General features: G+C 66.3%; 25 protein-coding genes and 1 tRNA gene. 25 read left to right on the forward strand and 1 reads right to left on the reverse strand.

Annotated elements, in window-relative coordinates:
- Positions 1 to 5 precede the first annotated feature (5 nt).
- The 9 genes from FKV23_RS06640 to FKV23_RS06680 all read left to right on the forward strand — a co-directional run bounded on the left by FKV23_RS06640 (position 6) and on the right by FKV23_RS06680 (position 10,169).
- Positions 6 to 1,859 (forward strand): FimV/HubP family polar landmark protein, encoded by a 1,854-nt coding sequence (locus FKV23_RS06640; protein ID WP_244244119.1) that lies wholly within the window; start codon positions 6 to 8, stop codon positions 1,857 to 1,859.
- The gene (gene truA / locus FKV23_RS06645; RefSeq protein ID WP_141623148.1) at positions 1,856 to 2,680 is read left to right on the forward strand and encodes a tRNA pseudouridine(38-40) synthase TruA; all 825 of its coding nucleotides are present in this window, start codon (positions 1,856 to 1,858) and stop codon (positions 2,678 to 2,680) included. The genes FKV23_RS06640 and truA overlap by 4 nt, the downstream gene beginning before the upstream one ends.
- Positions 2,681 to 2,730: 50 nt before the next feature.
- Positions 2,731 to 3,363, forward strand: a complete 633-nt coding sequence (locus tag FKV23_RS06650) for a phosphoribosylanthranilate isomerase (protein WP_141623149.1) — start codon at positions 2,731 to 2,733, stop codon at positions 3,361 to 3,363.
- A gap of 465 nt (positions 3,364 to 3,828) precedes the next feature.
- On the forward strand, positions 3,829 to 5,028 hold the full coding sequence (trpB, locus tag FKV23_RS06655) for a tryptophan synthase subunit beta (protein ID WP_141625088.1): 1,200 nt from the start codon (positions 3,829 to 3,831) through the stop codon (positions 5,026 to 5,028).
- The gene (locus tag FKV23_RS06660; protein ID WP_141623150.1) at positions 5,025 to 5,642 is read left to right on the forward strand and encodes a hypothetical protein; all 618 of its coding nucleotides are present in this window, start codon (positions 5,025 to 5,027) and stop codon (positions 5,640 to 5,642) included. The genes trpB and FKV23_RS06660 overlap by 4 nt, the downstream gene beginning before the upstream one ends.
- A gap of 1 nt (position 5,643) precedes the next feature.
- On the forward strand, positions 5,644 to 6,459 hold the full coding sequence (gene trpA, locus FKV23_RS06665; RefSeq protein ID WP_141623151.1) for a tryptophan synthase subunit alpha: 816 nt from the start codon (positions 5,644 to 5,646) through the stop codon (positions 6,457 to 6,459).
- Positions 6,460 to 6,683: 224 nt separating this feature from the next.
- Positions 6,684 to 7,574 carry an acetyl-CoA carboxylase, carboxyltransferase subunit beta gene (gene accD, locus FKV23_RS06670; protein WP_141623152.1) on the forward strand — a complete coding sequence of 297 codons (891 nt, stop codon included), beginning with the start codon at positions 6,684 to 6,686 and terminating at the stop codon, positions 7,572 to 7,574.
- 166 nt (positions 7,575 to 7,740) lie between these two features.
- The gene (gene glmM, locus FKV23_RS06675) at positions 7,741 to 9,087 is read left to right on the forward strand and encodes a phosphoglucosamine mutase (RefSeq protein WP_141623153.1); all 1,347 of its coding nucleotides are present in this window, start codon (positions 7,741 to 7,743) and stop codon (positions 9,085 to 9,087) included.
- Positions 9,088 to 9,212: 125 nt separating this feature from the next.
- The gene (locus tag FKV23_RS06680) at positions 9,213 to 10,169 is read left to right on the forward strand and encodes an isopenicillin N synthase family dioxygenase (RefSeq protein ID WP_141623154.1); all 957 of its coding nucleotides are present in this window, start codon (positions 9,213 to 9,215) and stop codon (positions 10,167 to 10,169) included.
- A gap of 71 nt (positions 10,170 to 10,240) precedes the next feature.
- Here the strand turns inward: FKV23_RS06680 and FKV23_RS06685 are convergent, their stop codons facing one another.
- Positions 10,241 to 10,789, reverse strand: coding sequence for a DNA-deoxyinosine glycosylase (locus FKV23_RS06685; protein ID WP_141623155.1), 549 nt, complete (start codon positions 10,787 to 10,789; stop codon positions 10,241 to 10,243).
- A 306-nt stretch (positions 10,790 to 11,095) separates the two neighbouring features.
- Between FKV23_RS06685 and tpiA the strand changes: the two genes are divergently transcribed.
- The 16 genes from tpiA (at position 11,096) to FKV23_RS06765 (ending at position 26,229) form a co-directional block, all read left to right on the forward strand.
- Positions 11,096 to 11,848: a triose-phosphate isomerase gene (gene tpiA, locus FKV23_RS06690; RefSeq protein ID WP_141623156.1), complete on the forward strand. Its 753-nt coding sequence runs from the start codon at positions 11,096 to 11,098 to the stop codon at positions 11,846 to 11,848.
- 49 nt (positions 11,849 to 11,897) lie between these two features.
- Entirely contained in the window at positions 11,898 to 12,320 is a 423-nt protein-coding gene (gene secG / locus FKV23_RS06695) for a preprotein translocase subunit SecG (RefSeq protein WP_141623157.1), read from the forward strand.
- 136 nt (positions 12,321 to 12,456) lie between these two features.
- Positions 12,457 to 12,541 (forward strand) — tRNA-Leu (locus FKV23_RS06700).
- A 110-nt stretch (positions 12,542 to 12,651) separates the two neighbouring features.
- On the forward strand, positions 12,652 to 13,008 hold the full coding sequence (locus FKV23_RS06705; protein ID WP_141623158.1) for an NADH-quinone oxidoreductase subunit A: 357 nt from the start codon (positions 12,652 to 12,654) through the stop codon (positions 13,006 to 13,008).
- Positions 12,999 to 13,628: a NuoB/complex I 20 kDa subunit family protein gene (locus FKV23_RS06710; RefSeq protein WP_141623159.1), complete on the forward strand. Its 630-nt coding sequence runs from the start codon at positions 12,999 to 13,001 to the stop codon at positions 13,626 to 13,628. Before FKV23_RS06705 ends, FKV23_RS06710 begins: the two co-directional genes overlap by 10 nt.
- Positions 13,629 to 13,739: 111 nt before the next feature.
- Complete coding sequence (locus tag FKV23_RS06715) at positions 13,740 to 14,498, forward strand: NADH-quinone oxidoreductase subunit C (RefSeq protein ID WP_141623160.1); 759 nt, start codon at positions 13,740 to 13,742, stop codon at positions 14,496 to 14,498.
- Between the two features lie 5 nt (positions 14,499 to 14,503).
- Entirely contained in the window at positions 14,504 to 15,808 is a 1,305-nt protein-coding gene (locus FKV23_RS06720) for an NADH-quinone oxidoreductase subunit D (RefSeq protein ID WP_141623161.1), read from the forward strand.
- Entirely contained in the window at positions 15,805 to 16,332 is a 528-nt protein-coding gene (nuoE, locus tag FKV23_RS06725) for an NADH-quinone oxidoreductase subunit NuoE (RefSeq protein WP_141623162.1), read from the forward strand. Before FKV23_RS06720 ends, nuoE begins: the two co-directional genes overlap by 4 nt.
- Positions 16,333 to 16,342: 10 nt before the next feature.
- Positions 16,343 to 17,707 carry an NADH-quinone oxidoreductase subunit NuoF gene (gene nuoF / locus FKV23_RS06730; RefSeq protein WP_141623163.1) on the forward strand — a complete coding sequence of 455 codons (1,365 nt, stop codon included), beginning with the start codon at positions 16,343 to 16,345 and terminating at the stop codon, positions 17,705 to 17,707.
- Entirely contained in the window at positions 17,704 to 19,965 is a 2,262-nt protein-coding gene (nuoG, locus tag FKV23_RS06735) for an NADH-quinone oxidoreductase subunit NuoG (RefSeq protein WP_141623164.1), read from the forward strand. The genes nuoF and nuoG overlap by 4 nt, the downstream gene beginning before the upstream one ends.
- A 20-nt stretch (positions 19,966 to 19,985) precedes the next feature.
- Positions 19,986 to 21,056 (forward strand): NADH-quinone oxidoreductase subunit NuoH, encoded by a 1,071-nt coding sequence (nuoH, locus tag FKV23_RS06740; protein WP_407067670.1) that lies wholly within the window; start codon positions 19,986 to 19,988, stop codon positions 21,054 to 21,056.
- Positions 21,057 to 21,065: 9 nt separating this feature from the next.
- Positions 21,066 to 21,554: an NADH-quinone oxidoreductase subunit NuoI gene (gene nuoI / locus FKV23_RS06745; protein WP_141623165.1), complete on the forward strand. Its 489-nt coding sequence runs from the start codon at positions 21,066 to 21,068 to the stop codon at positions 21,552 to 21,554.
- A gap of 9 nt (positions 21,555 to 21,563) precedes the next feature.
- A complete protein-coding gene (locus FKV23_RS06750) occupies positions 21,564 to 22,214 on the forward strand; it encodes an NADH-quinone oxidoreductase subunit J (protein ID WP_141623166.1) in 651 nt (216 codons plus the stop codon).
- Positions 22,211 to 22,543: an NADH-quinone oxidoreductase subunit NuoK gene (gene nuoK, locus FKV23_RS06755; RefSeq protein ID WP_141623167.1), complete on the forward strand. Its 333-nt coding sequence runs from the start codon at positions 22,211 to 22,213 to the stop codon at positions 22,541 to 22,543. The genes FKV23_RS06750 and nuoK overlap by 4 nt, the downstream gene beginning before the upstream one ends.
- 4 nt (positions 22,544 to 22,547) lie before the next feature.
- Positions 22,548 to 24,671, forward strand: a complete 2,124-nt coding sequence (nuoL, locus tag FKV23_RS06760) for an NADH-quinone oxidoreductase subunit L (RefSeq protein WP_141623168.1) — start codon at positions 22,548 to 22,550, stop codon at positions 24,669 to 24,671.
- Between the two features lie 43 nt (positions 24,672 to 24,714).
- On the forward strand, positions 24,715 to 26,229 hold the full coding sequence (locus FKV23_RS06765; protein ID WP_141625090.1) for an NADH-quinone oxidoreductase subunit M: 1,515 nt from the start codon (positions 24,715 to 24,717) through the stop codon (positions 26,227 to 26,229).
- Positions 26,230 to 26,237: the final 8 nt, after the last annotated feature.

Raw genomic sequence — 26,237 nt, forward strand, 5'->3', positions numbered from 1 at the left:
CGTTGGTGAAGCAGTTCGTACGTTGTGCATTGGCATTGGCGCTGGCGGTGGCCAGCGGCGCGGCCAGCGCGCTGGGCCTGGGCGAGATCGTGGTGCGGTCGAGCCTCGACCAGCCGTTGCTGGCCGAAATCCCGATCATTTCCAGCGATCCGGGCGAACTGGAACGCCTGCAGGCGCGGCTGGCCTCGCCGGAGACCTTCGCCCGCGTCGGCCTGCAGCCGCCGCAGGGTGTGGTGTCAGGCCTGCGCTTCATGGTCGGGCTGGACAATGCCGGCAATCCGGTGGTCCGGGTCACCAGCAGCGAGCCGGTGAACCAGGCCGCGCTCACCTTCCTGGTCGAGGTCGACTGGGGACAGGGAAGGCTGGTACGCGAGTATTCGGCCCTGCTGGACGCGCCGCGTACCGTGGCCGCCCCGGTGCAGCCGCCGATCGAGGCGCCACAGGCCGCGCCCTCCAACATCATCGAGCGCGAACCGCTGGCCACCGCCGTGGAGCCGGCGCCGGAAACGGATGAAAGCGCATCCGAGCCGATGGTGGCGGAGATTTCGGTCTCTCCGGAGCCCGAGGCACGGCTCATCACGGCCGAGCCGGCGCCCGTACCGCGTCCGATCGCCACCGCGCGCCCAGCGCGACGGGTAGAAGGCGACAGCTACCAGGTCGCCGGTGGCGATACCCTGTCCGCCATCGCCGCCAGCATGCCGGGCGCGCGCGGGTTCAGCCTCAACCAGCGCATGATCGCGCTGCTGCAGGCCAATCCCGAGGCCTTCATCGACGGCAACATCCACCGGCTCAAGGCCGGTGCGGTGCTGCGGATTCCGGGTGCGGATACCATCGGCGCGCTCGACCGCGCCGAGGTCAATGCCCTGGTCCGCGAGCAGACCCGCCAGTGGCGGCAGCCGGTGGCTGCGGTCCCGCAGCCTGCCGAGGCCGGTCGGATCGGGGCTGCCGCATCTGCCGATGGTGCTTCCGTCGATGGCTCGTCCACCGGCCCCGCCGTGGCCGACGCCCGGCTCGAGATCGTCCCCCCTGGTGCCAGCGATGCCACCAGTGCGGGCAACCAGTCCGGCATCAGCGCCGGAGGTGAGGGAAACATGCTTCGACAGGACATGCAGGCGCAGGAGAACCTGGCCGCCCGCGAGGCCGAACTGGAAGAAATGAAGGCTCGCGTTGCCGAGCTGGAGACGCTGCAGGAACAGCAGCAGAAGCTGATCGAGCTCAAGGACAGCGAGCTGGCCGAGGTGCAGCAGCGGCTCGCACAGTCGCCGCAGGAGGCGGAGGCCTCGGTCCTGCCGTGGTTCTTCGGCGGCTTCGGCCTGTTGCTGGCCGCTCTGGCCGGTGGCTGGGCGTTGCGCCAGCGCAAGCCGAAGCCGGTGTTCCGCGCGCCCGATAGCGATCGCCGCGCGTCGCTGGCGGCCGGTTTTGCGACGAGCGGCGCCACGGCTGCAGCAGCCGGCGAGGGTGAGACTGAAGTCACGCCCGAACCCGAACTCGCCGGTGCCGCCATCCCCGAGGCTCCTGTCGTGGTCGAAGATGCGGCGGCGCCAGCGGTCGAAGCCGACGGAGCCGACGGAGCGGACGAGGGCATGGAGTTCGAACCCGCCGCGACCTGGCAGCAGCCTGCCGTCGCATCGTCCCCGGCCTGGCATGGACCCGCCGACCGGACCCTGGCCGAAGTCACCGCCACAGAAGCTGCTGGCAGCGACAGCGGTGGTGGCGGCAACGAACGCCTCGAACTGGCCCGTGCCTATATCGCTCTTGGCGACCACGACAGCGCCCGCCAGTTGCTGGCCGAGGTACGCCTGCACGGCGACCTGGCCGCCCGTCAGCAGGCCATGCAGATGCTGCGCGAGCTGGAATGAGCGAACGACATGGGCCGGCGCGGGATGATCGCCGCCTGGCGATGGCGATCGAATACGACGGCAGTGCGTTTTCCGGCTGGCAGAGGCTGACCAAGCCCGGCGAGGAGGAGCGGCGCAGCGAGCCGACCATCCAGGCCGCGGTCGAGGAGGCTCTGTCCTTTGTGGCCGGGACGCGGATCGAAACGGTCTGTGCCGGCCGCACCGATGCCGGCGTGCATGCCCGCGCCCAGGTCATCCATTTCGACAGCCCGGTCGAGCGCGACCCGCGCGGCTGGGTACTGGGCACGACCACGCGCCTGCCGCCATCGGTCTGCGTGCGCTGGTGCGTGCCGGTGGCGGCGGACTTTCACGCCCGTTTTTCGGCCCGCGCGCGCCGTTACCGCTACCGGCTGGTCAACCGCCCGGTCCGGCCGGCGCTGATGCGCGAATACCTGGGCTGGGAACGCCGTCCACTCGACGCCGAAGCCATGCACCGCGCCGCACAGGCGCTGGTCGGTGAGCACGACTTTTCCGCCTTCCGCACCGTCCATTGCCAGGCCCCTCACGCACGTCGCAACTTGCACGAGATCAGCGTCCGCCGAGACGGCGAGATCGTCGACATCGAGGTCCAGGCCAATGCCTTCCTGCACCATCAGGTCCGCAACATCGTCGGCAGCCTGCTGGTGGTGGGGCGCGGCGAGCAACCCGAGGCGTGGATCGCCGAACTGCTGGCCGGCCGCGACCGCACCGTCGCCGGGCCGACCGCGCCGGCGTCGGGATTGATGTTCCTCGGGCCGAAGTATCCGGCCGAGTGGGGGTTGCCGGCCGAGGTCTGCTTGTAGGATGGGTTTCGCTGCGCTCCACCCATCCTGCGCGACTGACAACTAGCCTCATGACCCGGATCAAGTTCTGCGGCCTGACCCGGCCCGAAGACCTCGACCTCGCAGTCGAACTCGGCGTCGACTGCATCGGCCTGGTGTTCGCTTCCCGAAGCCCACGCCGGCTTTCGCTGGATCGGGCGGCCGGGTTGCGTGCGCGGATTCCCGGCGACATCGCCGCGGTCGCGCTGATGATGGACAACCCGGCCGACGAGGTCGGTGCCGTGGTCGAAGCGGTCCGTCCCGACATCCTGCAGTTCCACGGTGCGGAGCCGGATGCGTTCTGCGCCGGCTTCGGCCCGCCATACTGGAAGGCGATCGCGATGGGCGGTGATCCGCAGGGCGCGCTGGCCCGGCTCGGCGATTTTCCCGGTGCCGCGGCCTTCCTGTTCGACGGCCATGCCGCCGGCGAGCCTGGCGGCAGCGGCAAGTGTTTCGACTGGACCCGGTTGCCGGCCGCGCTGGATCGTCCGTTCCTGCTCGCGGGTGGGCTGGATGCCGGCAACGTGGCTTCCGCGATCCATACCGCGCGGCCGTGGGGGATGGATGTCTCCAGTGGCATCGAAAGCGCACCGGGCGAGAAGGATGCGACCAAGATGCGCGCCTTCGTCGAAGCGGTCAGGCGCGCGGATGCCGCCGGCCCGTAATGCTGTAAAGCACGAGCGCCGGCATGACGGGCTTCGATTCACTCGGCGTTGCCTTGGTACACCTCGAAAAACCTGCTTTTGATCGTCATGCCCGCGAAGGCGGGCATCCATGGACTTTGCTTTTCGATGGATTGCAGGTCCCTGGAGGCCGCTTTCGCAGGCATGGCGGGGTTATTCGAGGTCCTCTTTGGCCGGGGTGACGAACTTGGGCTTGTTCGAAGGTGCACAGGTGGCCTCGAAGTCCTTCGGGGTTCCATGTACGATCCTGGACAGCCATGAACAACCGTCGCCCGCCCGCTCCGTTTGGCCGCTCGCTTCGCCGCTGGCGCCGTGTCCCTGCGGCTGCCGTTCGATAACCGGCCCGGACCCAGCACCGCTGTCCGCGAACCTTGTTCGCGGGTGTCACTTCGGTTCCGGAGAACGCCCTTGGCTACATCCAATCCCCCTGCCGCGCCCGGCGCGGCAATCGATTACACCCAGTATCCCGACGTCAACGGCCACTTCGGTCGCTTCGGCGGCCGCTTCGTCGCCGAGACCCTGATCGGCCCGCTGCAGGAACTGGCCGCGGCCTATGACGCGGCGCGGGTCGATCCGGCCTTCATCGAGGCCTTCGAGAACGACCTCGCGCACTACGTCGGCCGGCCCAGCCCGATCTATTTCGCCGAACGACTCAGCCGCGAGGTCGGCGGCGCGCGCATCCTGCTCAAGCGCGAGGACCTCAACCACACCGGCGCGCACAAGATCAACAACACCATCGGCCAGGCCCTGCTCGCCAGCCGCATGGGCAAGACCCGGATCATCGCCGAGACCGGTGCCGGCCAGCACGGCGTCGCCAGCGCCACCGTGGCCGCGCGTCTGGGCCTGGAATGCGTGGTCTACATGGGCGCAACCGACATCGAGCGGCAGAAGATCAACGTCTACCGGATGACCCTGCTCGGGGCGAAGGTGGTGCCGGTGTCCAGTGGCTCGGCCACGCTCAAGGACGCGCTCAACGAGGCGATGCGCGACTGGGTCACCAACGTCGCCGACACCTTCTACATCATCGGCACCGTCGCCGGCCCCGACCCGTACCCGCGCATGGTCCGCGACTTCAACGCCGTGGTCGGGCGCGAGGCGAGGGCGCAGATGCTGGCCGAGCATGGCCGCCTGCCCGATGCGGTCACCGCCTGCGTCGGTGGCGGCAGCAACGCGATCGGTGTCTTCCACGCCTTCCTCAACGACCGCGACGTACGCCTGGTCGGCGCCGAGGCCGCGGGCGACGGCATCGACACCCCGCGCCACGCCGCTTCGCTGGCCGCCGGACGTCCTGGTGTGCTGCATGGCAACCGCACCTACGTACTGTGCGACGACGATGGGCAGATCATCGAGACCCATTCGATTTCGGCCGGCCTCGATTACCCCGGCGTCGGCCCCGAGCATGCCTTCCTCAAGGACACCGGCCGCGCCGAGTACGTCGGCGTGACCGATGCCGAGGCACTGGCCGCCTTCCACCAGCTCACCCGCACCGAGGGCATCCTGCCGGCGCTCGAGTCCAGCCATGCGATCGCGCAGGCGATCAAGCTGGCCCGCGAGCTGCCGGAAGACGCGCTGGTGCTGTGCAATCTGTCCGGCCGTGGCGACAAGGACGTGCACACCATCGCCGCGCGCGAGGGGCTGTCGCTGTGAGCGCGGCGATGTTCCGCGGCGGCGTGCTGTTGCTGGCCCTGGGCCTGGCCGCCTGCGACAAGGCCGCCGACGCGGCCGGCCAGGCCAGCACTGCCATGCACAAGAACGAAGCCGCCCGGACCACCGCTACGCCGGCCGTCCCGGCCGAGCCGACGGTCGCGGTGACGCTGGGCGAGGTCGCCGGCGTGCGCATCGGTCAGGCGTTCGACGAGCTGAAAGGCCTGGGCGAATGGGAGTCCCACGGCATGACCGAGGTGATCGGCGAGGGGTGCGAGTACTACGACGGCGGCCCGCTGCCGGCCTCGATCTCAATGATGGTCATCGATGACAAGGTTGCCCGCTTCGACCTGGGTGGCACCGATCCGGGACAGCCGCTGGCCCAGGCCGGCCCGTTCGGGCTGCGCATCGGCATGACCCGGGCCGAGGTGATGGGCCTGTTCCCCAGCCCGCCCACTTCCAGCCCGCATGCCTACGACGGCGACCAGGGCGAGTACCTGACCTGGCGCCAGCCCGGCACCGCGCTGGGACTGCGCCTGGAGATGTCGGAAGGCAAGGTCGCGCTCATGTACTGGGGCAACGGCGAAGAAATCCAACTGATCGAAGGATGTGCCTGAGATGTCCCTGTCCCGACTCCAAGCGTGTTTCCAGGGCCTGCAGACGCAAGGTCGCAAGGCGCTGATCCCCTTCATCACCGCCGGCGATCCGTCGCTGGAGGCGACGGTTCCGGTCATGCACGCGCTGGTGGAAGCCGGTGCCGACGTGATCGAGCTGGGCGTGCCGTTCTCCGACCCGATGGCCGACGGGCCCACCATCCAGCGCAGCTCGGAACGCGCGATCGCACGTGGCGCCGGCCTGTCGTGGGTGCTGGAGGCGGTGCGCGAGTTCCGCCGGCGTGATGACGAGACTCCGGTGGTGCTGATGGGCTACCTGAATCCGGTCGAGATCCGCGGTGCGGAGCCGTTCGCCAGCGAGGCTACCGGAGCCGGCGTCGATGGCGTGCTGCTGGTCGATCTGCCGCCGGAGGAGGCGGCGGACTTCCGAGCCGGCTTCGACGTCCACGGGCTGGCGCTGGTGTTGCTGGCCTCGCCGACGACCTCGGCCGCGCGTATCGAGCAACTCTGCGCCGAAGGGCAGGGGTATCTGTATTACGTCAGTTACGCCGGCGTGACCGGCGCCGATCGTCTCGATACCGGTGCCGCCAACGACCGCCTGCACGCGATCCGCGCCCGCAGCCGGGTACCGGTGGTAGCCGGATTCGGGATCAAGGACGCCGCCAGTGCCGCCGCCATGGCGCAGGAAGCCGATGGCGTGGTCGTCGGCAGCGCCCTGGTCGCAGCCCTCGCGGATGCCACCGATCCTGCCGCCGCAGCCCAGGCCTTTCTCGCCCCGCTGCGCGAGGCGCTGGATCGCCGAAGCGTGGAGCCCGGCTAAGCGCAGCGCACCCGGGGCTTTCCGGGGGGCACGAGGCTCCCCGGGTGCGGCTGGCGCCTTGCCCGGGCTGCAGGAGCTGCATGGGAACCTCCTGGTCGCATTGACGGTACCCGGAAGTACCTGTGCAGCAGCTTTTGGGGTTTACCGGGCCCTGCTTGGTAAACTCCCCCGCTCGGCCGGGTCTGCTCCGGTCCTCCTTGTGGCTGAACGGGAAGTACCAACGCATGTCCTGGCTCAAGAAACTCATGCCGTCCGGCATCCGCACCGAATCCGGCAACGCCAAGCGGCGTAGCGTCCCTGAGGGGTTGTGGGAGAAGTGCGACCAGTGTGGAGCCGTGTTGTACCGGCCCGAGCTGGAGGAAAACCTGGAGGTCTGCCCCAAGTGCGGCCACCACATGTCGATCCGGGCCCGGGTCCGCTTGAAGGCCCTGTTCGATGCCGGCAGCACCGGCGAGATCGGTGCCGAACTCGGGCCGACCGACGTACTGCACTTCAAGGACCAGAAGAAGTACTCCGACCGCATCAAGTCCGCCCAGCGTTCCACCGGCGAGCGTGACGCGATGGTGGCGATGTCCGGCACCCTCAAGCAGCGCCCGCTGGTCGCCTGTGCGATGGATTTCGCCTACATGGGCGGCTCGATGGGTTCGGTGGTCGGCGAGCGCTTCGCGCTGGCGGCAGAAGCGGCGGCCGAACAGGGCTGTCCGTTCGTATGCTTCGCCGCGACCGGCGGAGCGCGCATGCAGGAAAGCCTGTTCTCGCTGATGCAGATGGCCAAGACCTCGGCGGCCCTGGCCCGTCTGCGCGCGAAGGGGCTGCCTTTCATCTCGGTTCTGACCCACCCGACCTTCGGCGGTGTGTCGGCTTCTTTCGCCATGCTGGGCGACATCAACATCGCAGAGCCGAAGGCGCTGATCGGTTTCGCCGGCCCGCGCGTGATCGAGCAGACCGTGCGCGAAAAGCTGCCGGAAGGCTTCCAGCGTTCCGAGTTCCTGCTCGAACACGGCGCGATCGACCAGATCTGCGACCGTCGCGAGTTGCGTGATCGTCTGGCCCAGTTGCTGGCACTGCTGATGAAGCAGCCTGTGCCGGAGGACGACGTCGAGGCTGCCGCATGAGCCGCCGCAGCATTACTGTTTTCGGCGACCTGTCATCCTGGCAGGCTGCCGAACCGGCAAGGCCGGGCAAAGCCCGGTCTTGTCGCCGTCTCACCTGCGCCGTAGCGCAGGCGCACGGGCGGCACATCCCTGTGCCGCGTAACGTCGTTCATGCGGAGGTATCTGCATGAGCCGCCGTTACTTCGGCACCGACGGCATCCGCGGCCGGGTCGGCGAGGGCGCGATCTCGGCCGACTTCGTGCTCCGGCTCGGCAACGCCTACGGCCATGCGCTCAAGCAGAACGCCGAGGGGCACAAGCCGTCGGTGGTGATCGGCAAGGACACCCGCATCTCCAACTACATGTTCGAGGCCGCGCTGGAGGCCGGTCTGGTCGCCGCCGGCGTCGACGTGCAGCTGATGGGGCCGATGCCGACCCCGGCCGTTGCCCATCTGACCCGTTCGCTGCGTGCCGACGGCGGCATCGTCATTTCGGCTTCGCACAACCCGCACCACGACAACGGCATCAAGTTCTTCTCCGCCAGCGGCGAGAAGCTCGACGATGCCACCGAGCTGGCGATCGAGGCCGCGCTTGATCTGCCGTTCCGCACCGTCGAATCCGACCAGCTTGGCAAGGCCGTGCGCACCCGCGACGCGGTCGGCCGCTACGTCGAGGCGTGCAAGAACTCCATCCCGCGCGGTTTCGACCTCAAGGGCATGCACATCGTGATGGATTGCGCCCACGGCGCGACCTACCAGATCGGCCCGCTGGTGTTCCGCGAGCTGGGCGCGCGGGTCGATGCGATCGGCGTCGATCCCGATGGCACCAACATCAACGATGGCGTCGGTTCGACCCATCCCGAAACCCTCGCGGCCGAGGTCAAGGCGCGTGGCGCCGATCTGGGCATCGCCTTCGACGGCGACGGCGACCGGGTGCTGCTGGTCGACGAGCACGGCAATGTTCGCGATGGCGACGACCTGCTGTTCCTGCTTGCCACCGACTGGCGCGAGAACGGTCGCCTGCAGGGACCGGTGGTCGGCACGCTGATGACCAACTACGGCCTGGAACAGGCGTTCGAGCAGCGCGGGATCGGCTTCATCCGCGCCAGCGTCGGCGACCGTTACGTCCACCAGCAACTGGTCGCCCACGGCGGCATCCTCGGCGGCGAGACCTCCGGCCACCTGCTGTGCCTGGACCGCACCAGCACCGGTGACGGCATCGTCAGCGCGCTGCAGGCGCTGGAAGTGCTGCGGCGACGCGGTGTCCGCCTTGGCGAAGCGCTGGCCGGGCTGACCAAGGTGCCGCAGAAGACCGTCAACGTGCGCTACAACGGCGATGCCAGGCCGGCGGAGGCCGCCACGGTGAAGGCTGCGCTGGCCGAGGCCCAGGCTGCGGTGCAGGGGCGAGGGCGCGCGTTCCTGCGTCCATCCGGCACCGAGCCGGTGGTCCGGGTCACGGTGGAGGCCGACGATGCCGGATTGATGCAGGTCACCCTCGATGCGCTGTCCGCTGCGGTCCGTGCGGCGGCCGGCTGAAGCCGACCGGTCCAACCGGGGCGGCTTGAACCGGGTCATCTGAACCGAGCCATTTGAGCCGGGTCAAACTGCCACTCCCGCAATAGCGCACACTCTCGCGACACCAAATCAATTCATTTGCCACGATGAGCCAATCACGAATCCCGACCCTCGACATCCGCCGATTCACCGATCCTTCCTCGCCGGCCGACCGCGACGCCTTCGTAGCCGAGCTGGGCGACGCATACCGGGAGTGGGGCTTCGCCGGCATCCGTGGCCACGGCATCGGCGACGACCGTACCCAGGGAGCCTATGACGTCTTCCAGAAGTTCTTCGCCCTGCCCGAGGCCGTGAAGATGAAGTACCACGTGCCTGGCAGTGGCGGCGCGCGTGGTTATACCCCGTTCGGCGTCGAGACCGCCAAGGATTCCAAGCATCACGACCTCAAGGAGTTCTGGCACGTCGGCCGCGAGATCCCGGACGATTCGAAGTACCGCGACGTGATGCCGCCGAACCTTTGGCCGGAAGAGATCGAGGGCTTCCGCGAGCAGGCCTATGGCCTGTACCAGGCGCTGGACGATCTCGGCAGCACGGTGCTCGGTGCGCTGGCCCTGCACATCGGGCTGCCGGAGGACTGGTTTCGCGACAAAACCGATTCGGGCAACTCGATCCTGCGCCCGATCCACTACCCGCCGATCACCGCCGACGACATCCCCAACGTACGTGCCGGCGCGCACGAGGACATCAACCTGATCACCCTGCTGGTCGGCGCCAGCGCGGCAGGCCTGGAAGTACTTTCGCGCAAGGGCGAGTGGGTCGCGTTCACCGCCGACGCCGATACCATCGTCGTCAACATCGGCGACATGCTGCAGCGACTGACCAACCACGTGTATCCGTCGACCACCCATCGCGTGGTCAACCCGAAAGGTGAGACGGCCCGCCAGCCGCGTTATTCGACGCCATTCTTCCTGCACCCGAACCCGGATTTCCTGATTGACGTGCTGCCGTCCTGCGTCACCGCGGACAATCCCGCCCGCTATCCCGAGCCGATCACCGCACAGGGCTATCTCGAAGAGCGGCTGCGCGAGATCAAGCTCAAGTAGGAGGCGATTCCCGGGCCATGCCCTGACTCGGTGGAGCGACTCCGTTCCATCTGCAGGGTGCCCGCCGGGCACTACGGGTGAGCGGGGACAACCCTGGCCTCCGCCAATGCTTCGCGCCAGGCGGCCAGCTTCATCGTCGCCGGTTGTGAGGCATTGGCCGGACTGGTCGACGGTAGCCGCCGATAGCGCAGCCGTCCGGCGAGGCCATGCTCATGCAGTGTTGGCATAACCAGCCGGGCGAAGGTGGCCTCGGCCTTGATGCCGTTGAACAGCAGCGTCCGCACGGACATGTGCGTGGTGAGGAACCCCGTGAAGTCGTTGACCTCGACGTCGCGGATCGCGCTGTCGAGGCTGCCCTCGCGCCGGCAGCGGCCGATTACGTCCCAGACCGCGATGCCGGCGCCGGCCAGCCTTGCAACCCTCTCGGGGTAGGTCAGGGATGGCAGCGCACCGACCAGTTCGCCCATGAACGGCCAGAAGCGATTCTGCGGATGCGCGTAGTACTGCCCGGCCACCAAGGACGCGGCGCCGGGCATGCTGCCCAGGATCAGAACCTTCGCATCCGGATTGGCTATTGGCGTGAGGCCTTGGAGGAGCGATGTGGGGGCTCGGGTTCGCACATCAGGATTCTAGGCCACACCGCTTTTGCAAGGTTTTGCTTGCGGGTGAGGAGGAGTTCGCCTTTGGCGAGGGCGTGGACGCTGCTGCTTGCGTTCGACCGCCGGTTCTCCCGCTACCTGGCTGTCCCGACGTGACCTGCCGGCCTTGACGGCGAATGTCCCCCGGCCGCCGCGGCGGCCTCCTCCTTGATTTCGCACCCAAGGGCCTACGCCCCAGCGTCCCAGTCCACCCAACCGACCCGCCGGCTTCCTCCGCGACATAACCGTCTGCGTTAGAATGCGCGCCCCATGACAGATGGAGCCGACATGCGCCGCAGAATCGTTGCCGGGAACTGGAAACTGCACGGTGACCGCAAGTTCGCCGCTTCCCTTCTGGACGCCGTGGTCGCCGCCGGGACACCGGCCGGCGTCGAACGCATCATCCTGCCGCCGTTCCCCTATCTGGGTGAGCTGGTTGCCAAGTATGCGGGCAAGGGACTGGAGTTCGGCGCCCAGGACGTCAGTTCCAACGAAAAGGGTGCCTACACCGGCGAAGTCTGCGCGGCGATGCTGGCCGATGTCGGCGCCCGCTACACCCTGGTGGGCCATTCCGAGCGCCGCCAGTACCACGCCGAGGACAGCGCCCTGGTGGCGCGCAAGTTCATGGCCGCCAAGGCCGCCGGCGTGACGCCGATCCTGTGCGTCGGCGAAACCCTGGCTGAACGCGAAGCCGACCGGACCGAGGCGCGCCTGCGGGAGCAACTCGCTCCTCTATTCGAATCGGGTGGCGCCCAGGTCTTCGACGGCGCGGTGGTCGCCTACGAGCCGGTCTGGGCGATTGGCACCGGCAAGACCGCCACCCCGGAGCTGGCGCAGCAGGTTCATGCGTTCATCCGTAGCGAAATCGCGGAACACGATGCTAGAATTGCGGGCTCGCTTCCGATTCTTTACGGCGGAAGCGTCAAGGCCGACAATGCCGCCGCGCTGTTTACCCAGCCCGACGTCGATGGCGGCCTGATCGGCGGGGCCTCGCTGGCTGCCGCCGATTTCATCGCCATCGCGGAAGCGGCGGCACCCTGAGGACAGGTCGGTTTTCCGGCCGTCCATGAATTTCAAGAGTCCCTGATCGATGCTGTTGATTCTCAACGTCATCTTCGTGCTGGTCGCGATCGCCATGATCGCGCTCATCCTGATGCAGCGTGGCACGGGCGCCCAGGCCGGTTCCGGCTTCGGTGGCGGTGCCTCGGCGACCGTTTTCGGCGCGCGCGGCTCGGCCAGCTTCCTGACCAAGGCCACCAAGTGGCTGGCGGTGATGTTCTTCGTGATCACCTTCTTCATGGCCTGGCAGGCCACCCAGGGTGCGCGGGTCGAAACCGAAGCCGTGGATGCCGATCTCGGGCTGATGTCGGAGATCCCGGCTGCGCCGCGGGCCGACTCTGCCGTGCCGGCCGCACCCGAGGCCGAGGCGCCGACTTCCGGAGACTCTGCGGTTCCGGTCGCCCCCGAGGTCGAGGGCGAGGCTGCTGAAGCCACCCCGGACGGGGAAGGCTGACAGCGGAGCGGCCTTGCCGCATCAGTCCAGTTTGACGTCCGGCACGGAAGGCAGGGCGACGATCGGTCTCGTGATCGGTCATAATTAGCAGGCGGTCGGTCGATATGCACGGCTGCCAAGTCAGGAAGACATCTAAGCCCAGGTGGCGGAATTGGTAGACGCACTACCTTGAGGTGGTAGCGACTTAGGTCGTGGGGGTTCGAGTCCCCCCTTGGGCACCATTCATTTCGAGTCTTCCCGCGGCCGTGCAGGGCGCGTCCGGAGGGAAGGCGCGGCGGCGCTGCGGCGCCGAGCCAGGCCGCGTTCGCGCAGCCATAGCCGAGAGAACACCGTGCTGGCCGAATACCTGCCGACCCTGTTGTTCCTGATCGTCGCCAGCGGCATTGGCGTCGCCCTTCTCATCGTTGGTCACGTCCTCGGGCCCAGGCGCCCGAGCGCCGAGAAGCTCTCGCCCTACGAGTGCGGCTTCGAGGCGTTCGAGGACGCGCGCATGCAGTTCGACGTGCGCTACTACCTGATTGCCATCCAGTTCATCGTCTTCGACCTGGAAATCATCTTCATCGTGCCCTGGGCCACGGTCTTCCGCGACCTGGGCATCGTCGGCCTGATCGAGATGGGCCTGTTCGCCGGCATGCTGCTGCTCGGCTTCATCTACGTTTGGAAGAAGGGGGCCCTGGAATGGGAGTGATCCAGACCATCCAGAAGGTCGCCGATTTCGCCAACAACCCGCTGCCGGAAGGGCGACTGGACGACATCCTGCTGCCTGAGGACCAGAACCCGGTCATGCAGCAGGGCTACGTCACCACCAGCCTCGACGTGCTGTGGAACTGGGCCCGCACCGGCTCGATGTGGCCGATGACCTTCGGCCTGGCCTGCTGCGCGGTGGAAATGATGCACGCCGGCGCCGCGCGCCTGGACCTGGACCGCTATGGCGTGGTGTTCCGCCCGTCGCCGCGCCAGTCCGACGTGATGATCGTGGCCGGCACCCTGGTCAACAAGATGGCGCCTGCGTTGCGCAAGGTCTACGACCAGATGCCCGATCCGAAATGGGTGATCTCGATGGGCAGCTGCGCCAACGGCGGCGGCTACTACCACTACTCCTATTCGGTGGTGCGCGGTTGCGACCGGATCGTCCCGGTCGATGTCTACGTGCCGGGCTGCCCGCCGACCGCCGAGGCGCTGGTCTACGGCATCCTGCAGTTGCAGAAGAAGATCCGTCGCGGCACCAACTTCGGCGACAACAGCCAGCCGGGCGCCTCCCGGTGGGCTGCGCAGGAGGCTGGTCACGTGCACGGCAAGAATGAGTGAGGGAGTGTATGTCGATACAGGACCGAACGATGCCGCAGCACTGCGAGCGAACTGACCTGACGCAGACTGCCGGGAAGTGCCTGGCCGGCTCTCAACAGGGCGTGCGCTGACATGGATACGACGATTGCCAGTTTCGTCGAGCGCCTGCGCGCCCGTTTTTCGGGGGAGGGCTATCCAGGCGTCGAGATCGCTGTGGCCGAGCCTCGTGGCGAGGTCAGCCTCGACGTCCCAGCTGATGTGTGGCTGGAGGCCGCGAAAGCGCTGCGCGACGAGTTCGGTTTCGAACAACTGGTCGACGTCAGCGGCGTCGACTACCTGAGCTACGGCAGCGACGAATGGGACACCGACGTGTCGTCGGAAGGCTTCTCGCGCGGCGTGGATGGCAAGAGCGCGGGCCGCTTCGCCTGGGGCGAGCAGCCCAATGGCGCCGCCGCCGTGCCGGCGCGCCGCTTCGCCGCCGTCGCCCACCTGCTGTCGGTGCAGCACAACCGGCGCCTGCGCCTGCGCACTTTCGCCGAGAACGACGACCTGCCGGTGGTGGCTTCGCTCACGTCGGTGTGGGCGGGCGCGAACTGGTTCGAGCGCGAGGCATTCGATCTTTACGGCATCATCTTCGAGGGCCACCCGGACCTGCGCCGCATCCTGACCGACTACGGTTTCGTCGGTCATCCGTTCCGCAAGGATTTCCCGCTGATCGGCAACGTCGAGGTCCGCTACGACGCCGAGAAGAAGCGCGTGATCTACCAGCCGGTATCGATCGAGCCGCGCGTCGGTGTGGCCCGCGTGATCCGCGACGATGCCCGCTACCTGACTGCCAGGGGCGAGGCCGCGCAGCGTGCTGCTGAAAGGCATGCAGAGGTGAAGAAGTGAACGCCGTGCCAGCTGCCAACGAGAGTGCTCCCAATAATACCTCCGGCCTCGGCAGGGGCGCCGAGATCCGCAACTACACGCTCAACTTCGGCCCGCAGCACCCGGCCGCGCACGGTGTGTTGCGCCTGATCCTGGAGATGGACGGCGAGGTCGTGCAGCGCGCCGATCCGCATGTCGGCCTGCTCCATCGCGGTACCGAGAAGCTGGCCGAATCCAAGCCGTTCAACCAGTCGATCGGTTACATGGATCGGCTCGACTACGTGTCGATGATGTGCAACGAGCACGCCTATGTGCGTGCGATCGAAACCCTGATGGGAATCGAGGCGCCGGAGCGTGCGCAGTACATCCGCACGATGTTCGACGAGATCACCCGCATCCTGAACCACCTGATGTGGGTCGGGTCCAACGCGCTCGACCTCGGTGCGATGGCGGTGTTCCTGTACGCGTTCCGCGAGCGCGAGGAACTGATGGACTGCTACGAGGCGGTGTCGGGCGCGCGCATGCACGCGACCTACTACCGCCCGGGCGGCGTCTATCGCGATCTGCCGGACCGGATGCCGCGCTACAAGGAGTCGCCGTGGCGCAAGGGCGGCAAGCTCAAGCGCTTCAACGAATGGCGCGAAGGCTCGATGCTGGACTACCTCGACGCGTTCGCGGACGACTTCCCGAAGCGCGTCGACGAGTACGAGACGTTGCTGACCGACAATCGCATCTGGAAGCAGCGTACCGTCGGCGTCGGCGTGGTTTCGCCCGAGCAGGCGCTGGCCTGGGGCATGACCGGGCCGATGATCCGCGGCTCCGGCATCGCATGGGATCTGCGCAAGAAGCAGCCGTACGCGAAGTACGCCGAGGTCGACTTCGACATCCCGGTCGGCGTCAATGGCGACTGCTACGACCGCTACCTGGTGCGCGTCGCTGAAATGCGCGAGTCGACCCGCATCATCAAGCAGTGCGTGAAGTGGCTGAAGGCCAACCCCGGCCCGGTGATCGTCGACAACTTCAAGGTCGCTCCGCCCAGCCGCGAGGACATGAAGGACGACATGGAAGCGCTGATCCACCACTTCAAGCTGTTCTCGGAAGGCTATTGCGTGCCGGCCGGGGAAACCTATGCCGCGGTCGAGGCGCCCAAGGGCGAGTTCGGCTGCTACCTGGTGTCAGACGGTGCCAACAAACCGTTCCGCGTCAAGCTGCGCGCGCCCGGCTTCGCCCACCTCTCGTCGATGGACGAGATCGTCAAGGGCCACATGCTGGCCGACGTGGTGGCGATGATCGGTACCTATGACATCGTGTTCGGTGAGATTGACCGATGAAAGCGACAGGAAATTTCGAAGCCTGCCGGAACGTGGATCCGCAGGTCGCCCTCAGCGACAAGACCCGCGCCCACATCGACCACTGGCTGACCAAGTTCCCGCCGGATCGCAAACGCTCGGCCGTGCTGCAGGGCCTGCATGCGGCGCAGGAGCAGAACGGCGGCTGGCTGAGCGATGAGCTGATTGCGGCCGTGGCCAGGTATCTGGACCTGCCGCCGGTATGGGCCTATGAGGTCGCGTCGTTCTATTCGATGTTCGAGACCGAGAAGGTCGGCCGCAACAATGTCGCCTTCTGCACCAACATCAGCTGCTGGCTCAATGGTGCCGAGGATCTGGTGAAGCACGCCGAGAAGAAGCTGGGCTGCAAGCTCGGCGAGTCGACCTCCGATGGCCGCGTGTTTCTCAAGCGGGAGGAGGAATGCGTGGCTGCATGCTGCGGTGCCCCTGTGGTCGTGATCAACGGCCATTATCACGAGAAGCTCGACACCGCGAAGGTCGACGAGCTGCTGGACGGACTGGAGTAAGGCGGACGCGATGGCGCATCACGACTATTCCAAGGGCTACGGACCCGTGGGTCCCGCTCCGCAGGAGCACAGCGTCGTCTACACGACGCTGCACTACGACACCCCGTGGTCGTACGAGAACTACCTCAAGACCGGCGGTTATGCGGCCCTGCGCAAGATCCTGAGCGAGAAAATCCCGCCGGCCGACGTGATCGAGATGGTCAAGCTGTCCGGCCTGCGCGGCCGCGGCGGCGCGGGCTTCCCGACCGGCCTGAAGTGGAGCTTCATGCCCAAGGGCAGCGAAACCCAGAAGTACATCCTGTGCAACTCGGACGAGTCCGAGCCGGGCACCGCCAAGGACCGCGACATCCTGCGCTACAACCCGCATGCGGTGGTCGAGGGCATGGCGATCGCCTGCTACGCGACCGGCTCGACCGTGGCCTACAACTACCTGCGCGGCGAGTTCCATCATGAGCCGTTCGAACACTTCGAGCAGGCGCTGAAGGAAGCCTACGAGCACGGCTGGCTGGGCAAGAACGTGCTCGGCAGCGGTGTGGACATCGACATCTACGGCGCGCTCGGTGCCGGCGCCTACATCTGCGGCGAGGAAACCGCGCTGATGGAGTCGCTGGAGGGCAAGAAGGGACAGCCGCGCTACAAGCCGCCGTTCCCGGCCAACTTCGGCCTGTTCGGCAAGCCGACCACGATCAACAACACCGAGACCTATGCCTCGGTGCCGGCGATCATCCGCAACGGCCCGGAATGGTTCCTCAATCTCGGCAAGCCGAACAACGGTGGCGCCAAGGTGTTCTCGGTGTCGGGCCATGTCGCCCGTCCGGGCAACTACGAGATCCGCCTCGGCACTCCGTTCGCCGAGCTGCTGGAGATGGCTGGTGGCATGCGCCCGGGCCGCACGATCAAGGCGGTGATCCCGGGCGGTTCGTCGATGCCCGTGTTGCCGGGCGAGACGATGATGGGTCTGACGATGGACTATGACGCAATCCAGAAGGCCGGTTCCGGCCTCGGCTCGGGCGCGGTCATCGTGATGGACGATACCGCCTGCATGGTCCGCGCCTGCCAGCGCATCGCGCGGTTCTACTTCAAGGAAAGCTGCGGGCAGTGCACGCCGTGCCGCGAGGGCACCGGCTGGATGTACCGCATGCTGACCCGCATCGTCGAGAAACAGGCCACTCTGGCCGATCTCGAGATGCTGCGTTCGGCCGCCGGCCAGATCGAGGGTCACACCATCTGCGCGTTCGGCGAGGCCGCCGCGTGGCCGGTGCAGGGCTTCCTGCGCCACTACTGGGACGAGTTCGAGTACGCGATCGTGAACAAGCGTTTCCTGGTCGACGACCAGGCTGCGGGTACGGTGGTGCCGAAGGAGGCAGCGGCATGAGTGCGCAGCCAGCCAACCCCAACGTGCCGCCTGCTGTCGTGCCGGATGGACACGTCGCCATCGAAATCGACGGCGTCGAGATGTTCGCGCCGAAGGGCTCGATGATCATCCAGGCTGCCGACAAGGCCGGCATCCCGATCCCGCGCTTCTGCTACCACGACAAACTGTCGATCGCGGCCAACTGCCGCATGTGCCTGGTCGAGGCGGAGATGGGTGGCCGTGCGTCGCCGAAGCCGTTGCCGGCCTGCGCGACCCCGGTCGCCGACGGCATGAAAGTGTTCACCCGCAGCGAGAAGGCGCTGAACTCGCAGCGCAACGTAATGGAGTTCCTGCTGGTCAATCACCCGCTGGACTGCCCGATCTGCGACCAGGGCGGCGAATGCGAGTTGCAGGACCTGTCGATGGGTTATGGCCGTTCGGTCAGCCGCTTCTCCGAGCGCAAGCGGGTGGTGCCGGACGAGGACATGGGGCCGCTGGTCGCGACCGAGATGACCCGCTGCATCCAGTGCACCCGCTGCGTGCGCTTCACCGCGGAGATCGCCGGCACCTACGAGCTGGGCGGCATGAGTCGCGGCGAGAATCTGCAGATCGGCACCTACGATGGCAAGCCGCTGACCACCGAACTGTCAGGCAACGTGATCGACGTTTGCCCGGTCGGCGCGCTGACCAACAAGGTGTTCCAGTTCAAGGCCCGTCCGTGGGAGCTGACCGCGCGCGAGTCGCTCGGCTATCACGATGCGCTGGGCAGCAATCTGTACCTGCACGTGCGCCGCGGCAGCGTGCTGCGTGCGGTACCGCGCGACAACGACGCCGTCAACGAATGCTGGCTGTCGGACCGTGACCGCTATTCGCATCAGGGCCTGTACGCAGCCGATCGCGCGACCGTGCCGATGGTCAAGGACAGTAACGGCGAGTGGCAGGAAGCATCGTGGGATGTTGCGATGGCGCGTGCCGCGGCGATCCTGCGCGAGAACGCCGGCGACGAGCTCGGCATCCTCGTGCATCCGGCGAGCTCGAACGAGGAGGGCGCGTTGCTGGCCCGCCTGGCCGAGGCGCTGGGTACCGGCAACCTCGACCACCGCATCGGCCAGACCGATCTGACCGATGCTGCGGTGGCCGAAATCTTCGCCATGCCGGTGACCGACATCGAATCTTCCGAGTTGATCGTGATCGTAGGCTCCAACCTGCGTCACGAACTGCCGCTGGTGCACCAGCGTGTGCGCAAGGCCTGGCGAAACGGCGCCAAGATCGTGGTGGTCAATCCGGTCGACTTCGACTTCACGTTCGACGTGGCCGACCGCAAGATCGTTCCGCCGTCGCAACTGGCTTCGGTGCTGGAGGATGCCGGCCTGCGCGCTGCGCTACAGGACGCCACACGCGCTGCAATCATCGTTGGTGCGGTCGCCGAGAATGGTCTGCATGCCGCCGCGATCCGCAAGGCGGCAAAGCTCCTGGCCGAGGCGACCGGCGCCCACCTGTGCCGCATCCCGCAGGGCGCGAATGCCATCGGCCTGGCCGACTACGGAGTGCTGCCGACTTCACGCGATGCGCGTTCGATGCTGTTGGAGCCGCGCCAGGCCTATCTCATCCACGGTATCGAGCCAGGGCTCGATTTTGCCGCCACGGGCAGCGCGATGAAGGCGCTGGGTGCGGCCAAGGTCGTTGCGCTCAGCCACTTCGCCTGCCAGTCCACCCGGGAGGTAGCCGATGTGATCCTGCCGATCGGCGCGTTGCCGGAAATCGAGGCGACCCTGACCAGCCTCGACGGCCGCGAACAGCTGACCCAGGCTGCCGGCAAGCTGCCGGGCGAGGCGCGTGCAGGCTGGCGCGTGCTGCGCGCCCTCGGTGGTGCGCTGCAGGTACCGGGATTCGACTTCACCGATCTGGATGGCCTGCGCGAAGATATCGCCAAGCGTGACATCACCCCGATTGCCGGCCTTGCACCGTACCTGCAGGGGGAGGGTCTTGAAGTCGTCGCCAGCCCGGCGATCTACCGCAGCGACGCGGTGGTGCGACGCGCGGCCGCACTGCAGAGCCATCCGCTCAATGTCGGCCCGCGCGCGATTCTGCATCCGGACGATGCCGCCGCGACCGGCCTGGAAGACGGCTCGATCGGCAAGTTCACCGCCAATGCCGGCACCGCCACGCTGCCGGTCGTGGTCGACGATCGTGTCGCCCGCGGCTCGGTCTGGATCGAAACCGGCTATGGCGCGACCGCGCCGCTCGGTACCGGCCGTGTCGGTGCGGGGAGGGCCTGAGCATGGAGAACATGGTCATGTTGGGCAGCTTTCTTGCCACCTTCATCGATCCCGTGCATGAGTGGCTGGTCTCGTTCGGCAATGCCGGAGCGGCGGTCTGGATCGTGCTGAAGATCCTCGCGATCATGATGCCGGTGATCATTACCGTCGCCTTCTATGTGGTCTGGGAGCGCAAGCTGATCGGCTGGATGCATGTCCGCCACGGACCGATGTATGTCGGCATGGGCGTGCTGCAGGCGTTCGCCGACGTGTTCAAGCTGCTGTTCAAGGAGGTCATCCAGCCGACCCGCGCCGAGCCCTTCCTGTACAAGCTGGCGCCGCTGTTGGCACTGGCGCCGGCATTCGCGGCCTGGGCCGTGGTGCCGTTCGATGCACAGGTGGTGCTGTCGAATGCCAACGCTGGACTGTTGTACCTGCTGGCGATGACCTCGCTTGGCGTGTACGGCATCATTCTCGCCGGTTGGGCATCGAACTCGAAGTACGCCTTCATCGGCGCGATGCGCGCCGCTGCGCAGGTGGTGTCGTACGAGATCGCGATGGGCTTTGCCATGGTCGGCGTGATGGTCGCCGCCGGCAGCCTCAACCTCAGCGAGATCGTGATGGCGCAGTCCGGCAACGCCGGCCTGTTCGAATGGTTCTGGCTGCCGTTGCTGCCGCTGTTCGTCGTCTACTTCATCTCCGGTGTCGCCGAGACCAACCGCGCACCGTTCGACGTCGTCGAAGGCGAATCGGAGATTGTCGCCGGTCACATGGTCGAGTACTCGGGGTCGGCGTTCGCGCTGTTCTTCCTCGCCGAGTACGCGAACATGATCCTGATCAGCTTCCTGGCCTCGATCTTCTTCGTTGGCGGGTGGTTGAGTCCGTTCCAGGGCTGGGACATCCCGCTGCTGTCGGTCGATGGCTGGTGGTGGCTGTTCGCCAAGGTGTTCTTCTTCGCCAGCTGCTTCATCTGGTTCCGCGCTTCGTTCCCGCGCTACCGCTTCGATCAGATCATGCGGCTGGGCTGGAAGGTGTTCATTCCGATCACGATCGCGTGGATCGTTGTCGTCGCGCTGATGGCGTACTACGGCGTGTTCGAGCCGGGGCAATAAGGCAGAGGCATGAACAAGATCGTTTCCTACTTCAAGAGCCTGCTGCTCCTCGAGCTGGCGCAGGGACTCTGGCTTACCTTCAAGTATCTGTGGCGGCCGAAGTACACCCTGATGTACCCGATGGAGAAGACGCCGCAGTCGCCTCGCTTCCGCGGCATCCATGCACTGCGCCGCTATCCGAACGGCGAAGAGCGCTGCATTGCGTGCAAGCTCTGCGAGGCCGTGTGCCCGGCGCTGGCGATCACCATCGATTCGGACAAGCGCGAGGATGGCACCCGTCGCACCACGCGCTACGACATCGACCTGTTCAAGTGCATCTTCTGCGGCTTTTGCGAGGAGTCGTGCCCGGTGGACTCGATCGTCGAAACCCACATCCACGAATACCACTTCGATCAACGCGGACAGAACATCGTCACCAAGCCGCAGCTGCTGGCGATCGGTGACCGCCTCGAAGCCGAGATCGCCGAGCGCCGCGCCGCCGACGCGCCGTTCCGCTGAGGAATGCCCATGGACCTTGTAACGATCGCATTCTTCGTCTTCGCCATCGCGGCCACGCTGTCCGGCATCGCCGTGATCACGATGAAGAACCCGGTGCACGCGGCGCTGTCGCTGGTGCTGACCTTCTTCTCGGTGGCCTGCGTGTGGATCATCGCCGGTGCCGAGTTCCTCGGCGTGGCGCTGATACTGGTCTACGTCGGCGCGGTGATGGTGCTGTTCCTGTTCGTGGTGATGATGCTCGACATCGACGTAGCGCCATTGCGCGAGGGCTTCGTACGCTATTTGCCGGTCGGCCTGGTGGTCGCGGTGGTAATGCTGGTCGAGATGCTGATGCTGATCGGTGTCAAGGCGATGACCGAAGTGCCACTGGCGGCCAATCCCGCCGAGCTCGAGGGGCTGTCCAACACGGAATGGCTGGCGCGGACGCTGTTCGTCGAGTACCTGCTGCCGTTCGAGATCGCGGCGGTGATCCTGACCGTGGCGGTGATCGCGGCGGTCATGCTGACCCTGCGCCGCCGCGATGGCGTGAAGCACCAGAACCCCGGCGAGCAGTCGCGCGTACGTGCGAGCGACCGGGTCCGCATGGTCCGGATGGATGCAGTGCGTCCCGCACCGGTCGCCACGGACGACGCCACCGGCAGTGAGGAGGGCAAGGCATGAACTTCGCGACCAGTCTGCTGACCGGCCTGACTCCGGGCCACTTCCTGACCCTGGGCGCGGTGCTGTTCTGCATCAGCGTTGCCGGCATCTTCCTCAACCGCAAGAACGTGATCGTGCTGCTGATGTGCATCGAGCTGATGCTGTTGGCAGTGAACATCAACTTCATCACGTTCTCACGTCAGCTGGGCGACGCGTCCGGTCAGGTATTCGTGTTCTTCATCCTGACCGTGGCCGCGGCCGAGGCCGCCATCGGCCTGGCAATCCTCGTCACGCTGTTCCGCAACCGGCGCACGATCAACGTCGCCGAGATCGACACCATGAAGGGCTGATCCAATGCCGGGTACGGAAGTCGTCATTTCCAAGTCGGTGCTGCTGGCCATTGTGCTGGCGCCGCTGTTGGGCTCGATTGTCGCCGGCCTGTTCGGCCGTCAGGTCGGGCGCGCCGGCTCGCACTGGATCACCATCCTCGGCGTTGCGGCCAGCTGCCTGCTGTCCGGCCACGTGTTGTGGCAACTGGCAGGGCAGGGCGCGGCGCCGTTCAACGAGAACGTCTACACCTTCTTCGAGATCGGCAACTACTCGGCCCACGTCGGCTTCATGGTCGACAAGCTGACCGCGATGATGATGGTGGTGGTCACCTTCGTGTCGCTGCTGGTGCACATCTACACCATCGGTTACATGGAAGAGGACCCGGGCTACCAGCGTTTCTTCAGCTATATCTCGCTGTTCACCTTCTCGATGCTCATGCTGGTGATGAGCAACAACTTCCTGCAGCTGTTCTTCGGCTGGGAAGCGGTGGGCCTGGTGTCGTACCTGCTGATCGGCTTCTGGTTCAAGCGTCCGACCGCGGTGTTCGCCAACCTCAAGGCGTTCCTGGTCAATCGTGTCGGCGACTTCGGTTTCCTGCTCGGCATCGCTGCCATCTTGTGGGTGTTCGGTTCGCTGGATTACTCGGTGGTATTCGCCAACGCACCGGACATGCTCGGCGACCGGACCATCAGCATCATTGCCGGCCATGAGTGGGAAATCGCCACGGTAATCTGCATCTGCCTGTTCATCGGCGCGATGGGCAAGTCGGCGCAGGTGCCGTTGCACGTGTGGCTGCCTGATTCGATGGAAGGCCCGACCCCGATCTCGGCGTTGATCCATGCCGCGACGATGGTGACTGCGGGCATCTTCATGGTCGCGCGCATGTCGCCGCTGTTCGAGCTGAGCGAGACCGCACTGCAGTTCGTGCTGTTCATCGGTGCGACGACGGCCTTCTTCACCGGCCTGATCGGCATCGTGCAGAACGACATCAAGCGCGTGGTCGCGTACTCGACCCTGTCGCAGCTGGGCTACATGACCGTCGCGCTCGGCGTGTCGGCCTACAGCGCCGGCGTGTTCCACCTGATGACCCACGCCTTCTTCAAGGCGCTGCTGTTCCTCGGTGCCGGCTCGGTGATCATCGGCATGCACCATGAGCAGGACATGCGCCGGATGGGCGGCCTCAGGAAGTACATGCCGATCACCTACTGGACCATGCTGATCGGCACCCTGGCCCTGGTCGGCACGCCGTTCTTCAGTGGCTTCTACTCGAAGGACACCATCATCGAGGCGGCCGGCCATGCTGCCGCCCAAGGTGGCTGGGTCGCGAGCTACGCCTACTGGGCGGTACTGCTCGGCGCCTTCGTGACCGCGTTCTACAGCTTCCGCCTGCTGTACCTGACCTTCCATGGCAAGGAACGTTTCCACGACCCGGTGCCGGATCACTACGTTGCGCCGGAAGCGGATTCGACCGAGCACGAGGAGGCGCTGTCGCACGAGCATGGGGCGCATGACGAGCACGGCCATGGAGGCCACGCGCACACTCCGCACGAGTCTCCCTGGGTCGTGACCGTTCCGCTGGTCCTGCTGGCGATCCCGTCGATCCTGATCGGTTTCTTCACTGCCGGTCCGATGCTGTTCGGTACCGACTGGGCGGGCCATGACAGGCAACTGCCGTTCTTCGCCGGTGCGATCGACCTCGCCGCGGCGCGCGATACGGTGACTCTGCTTGGCGAGCAACTGTGGCATGGCCCGGTTGCGTTCGCCCTGCATGGCTTCCAGGCGCCTGCGTTCTGGCTCGCCTTCGCCGGTTTCGCCCTGGCGACGGTGATGTACCTGCTCAAGCCCGAACTGCCGGACAAGGCGCGCAAGCTGTTCGCGCTGCCGGTGCGCGTGCTCGAGGAGAAGTACGGCTTCGACAGGCTCTGGATCGACGGTTTTGCCGGTGGCGGCGTGATGCTGGGCAAGGTCTCGCGCATGATCGACAGCAAGCTGATCGATGGCGTGGCGGTCAACGGCAGCGCCCGGGTCGTTGACCTGGTGGCGAACATCGCCCGCCGCCTGCAATCCGGTTACCTCTACCACTACGCTTTCGCGATGATCGTCGGCCTGATTGTATTGCTGGCCGTGCTCATCCGGGCCCTGACCTGACAAGGACCGCGACGTGACCCCCGAGCCCTTGAACGGCCTGTTTGTGAACAGCAACTTCCCCTTGTTGAGTCTGGTGATCTGGCTGCCGATCATCGGCGGTCTGCTGACTCTTGCGTTCGGTAACGGGCGCGCCAACGCGGCACGCTGGTTCGCGACCGCCATCGCCGCGCTGACGCTTGCCGCGAGCGTGTTCCTGTTTGCCGGTTTCGACATGGCCAGCCCGGCGATGCAGTTCGTCGAGCGTCATGCCTGGATCCCGGCCTACGACATCCAGTACGCCATCGGTGCCGATGGCATCTCGGTTGCATTGATCGGTCTGACCACACTGACTTCGTTGCTGGTGCTGATCAGCGCCTGGGGTTCGGTCGACAAGCGCGTCAGCCAGTACTACGCCGCGTTCCTGATCCTCGAAGGCCTGATGGTCGGCGTGTTCAGCGCGCTCGACGCGATGCTGTTCTACGTCTTCTTCGAAGCCATGCTGATCCCGATGTTCATCATCATCGGTGTCTGGGGCGGTCCGCGCCGGGTATACGCCTCGGTGAAGTTCTTCCTGTACACCTTCCTCGGTTCGGTATTCATGCTGATCGGCCTGATCTACCTGTACCTGAAGGGTGGCAGCTGGCAGCTGGCCGACATGTACCAGTTGCAGCTCGACGCGACCGAGCAGATGTGGCTGTTCTTCGCCTTCCTTGCAGCGTTCGCGGTCAAGGTGCCGATGTTCCCGGTCCACACCTGGCTGCCGGATGCACACGTCGAAGCGCCGACCGCTGGTTCGGTAGTGCTGGCGGCGATCATGCTGAAGATCGGCGGCTACGGTTTCCTGCGTTTCACCCTGCCGATCGTGCCGGACGCAGGCACCGAGTGGGCGTGGCTGGTGATCGTGCTGAGCCTGATTGCGGTGATCTACGTCGGCCTGGTCGCGTTGGCCCAGGACGACATGAAGAAGCTGATCGCGTATTCGTCGATCTCGCACATGGGCTTCGTCACCATCGGCATCTTCATCGCGTTTGCGCTGATGCGCGACCATGGCAACTCCGACGCCGCCCGTCTCGGCCTGCAGGGCGCGATGGTGCAGATGATCAGCCACGGCTTCGTCTCAGGCGCGATGTTCACCTGCGTCGGCGTGCTCTACGACCGCATGCACAGCCGCATGATCAAGGACTACGGCGGCGTGGTGAACGTGATGCCGTGGTTCGCGGTCTTCGTGGTGCTGTTCGCGATGGCCAACGCGGGCCTGCCGGGGACGTCGGGCTTCGTCGGCGAATTCATGGTGATCCTGGCCAGCTTCCAGAAGCATCCGTTGATCGCCTTCGCCGCCGCGACCACCCTGGTCATCGGTGCCGCCTACACCCTGTGGCTGGTCAAGCGCACCATCTGGGGCGAGGTCGGCAATGCTCATGTCGCCGAGCTGAAGGACATCAACGCACGCGAGGGCTTCGTGCTCGGCGTGTTCGCTGCCGGTGTGCTGCTGCTGGGCCTGTGGCCAAAGCCGCTGACGGACCTGATGGAGCCGTCGATCGCGAACCTGGCGACCCAGATCGCCATGTCGAAGCTTTGAGGTTTGAG

The organism is Lysobacter alkalisoli (assembly GCF_006547045.1).
Lineage (GTDB): Bacteria > Pseudomonadota > Gammaproteobacteria > Xanthomonadales > Xanthomonadaceae > Marilutibacter > Marilutibacter alkalisoli.

Coding starts and splice junctions, on each gene's coding strand:
- truA (WP_141623148.1), top strand. CDS start 1,856: ATGAGCGAACGACATGGGCCGGCGCGGGATGATCGCCGCCTGGCGATG.
- FKV23_RS06650 (WP_141623149.1), top strand. CDS start 2,731: ATGACCCGGATCAAGTTCTGCGGCCTGACCCGGCCCGAAGACCTCGAC.
- trpA (WP_141623151.1), top strand. CDS start 5,644: ATGTCCCTGTCCCGACTCCAAGCGTGTTTCCAGGGCCTGCAGACGCAA.
- accD (WP_141623152.1), top strand. CDS start 6,684: ATGTCCTGGCTCAAGAAACTCATGCCGTCCGGCATCCGCACCGAATCC.
- glmM (WP_141623153.1), top strand. CDS start 7,741: ATGAGCCGCCGTTACTTCGGCACCGACGGCATCCGCGGCCGGGTCGGC.
- FKV23_RS06680 (WP_141623154.1), top strand. CDS start 9,213: ATGAGCCAATCACGAATCCCGACCCTCGACATCCGCCGATTCACCGAT.
- tpiA (WP_141623156.1), top strand. CDS start 11,096: ATGCGCCGCAGAATCGTTGCCGGGAACTGGAAACTGCACGGTGACCGC.
- secG (WP_141623157.1), top strand. CDS start 11,898: ATGCTGTTGATTCTCAACGTCATCTTCGTGCTGGTCGCGATCGCCATG.
- FKV23_RS06710 (WP_141623159.1), top strand. CDS start 12,999: ATGGGAGTGATCCAGACCATCCAGAAGGTCGCCGATTTCGCCAACAAC.
- FKV23_RS06715 (WP_141623160.1), top strand. CDS start 13,740: ATGGATACGACGATTGCCAGTTTCGTCGAGCGCCTGCGCGCCCGTTTT.
- nuoE (WP_141623162.1), top strand. CDS start 15,805: ATGAAAGCGACAGGAAATTTCGAAGCCTGCCGGAACGTGGATCCGCAG.
- nuoF (WP_141623163.1), top strand. CDS start 16,343: ATGGCGCATCACGACTATTCCAAGGGCTACGGACCCGTGGGTCCCGCT.
- nuoG (WP_141623164.1), top strand. CDS start 17,704: ATGAGTGCGCAGCCAGCCAACCCCAACGTGCCGCCTGCTGTCGTGCCG.
- nuoI (WP_141623165.1), top strand. CDS start 21,066: ATGAACAAGATCGTTTCCTACTTCAAGAGCCTGCTGCTCCTCGAGCTG.
- FKV23_RS06750 (WP_141623166.1), top strand. CDS start 21,564: ATGGACCTTGTAACGATCGCATTCTTCGTCTTCGCCATCGCGGCCACG.
- nuoK (WP_141623167.1), top strand. CDS start 22,211: ATGAACTTCGCGACCAGTCTGCTGACCGGCCTGACTCCGGGCCACTTC.
- nuoL (WP_141623168.1), top strand. CDS start 22,548: ATGCCGGGTACGGAAGTCGTCATTTCCAAGTCGGTGCTGCTGGCCATT.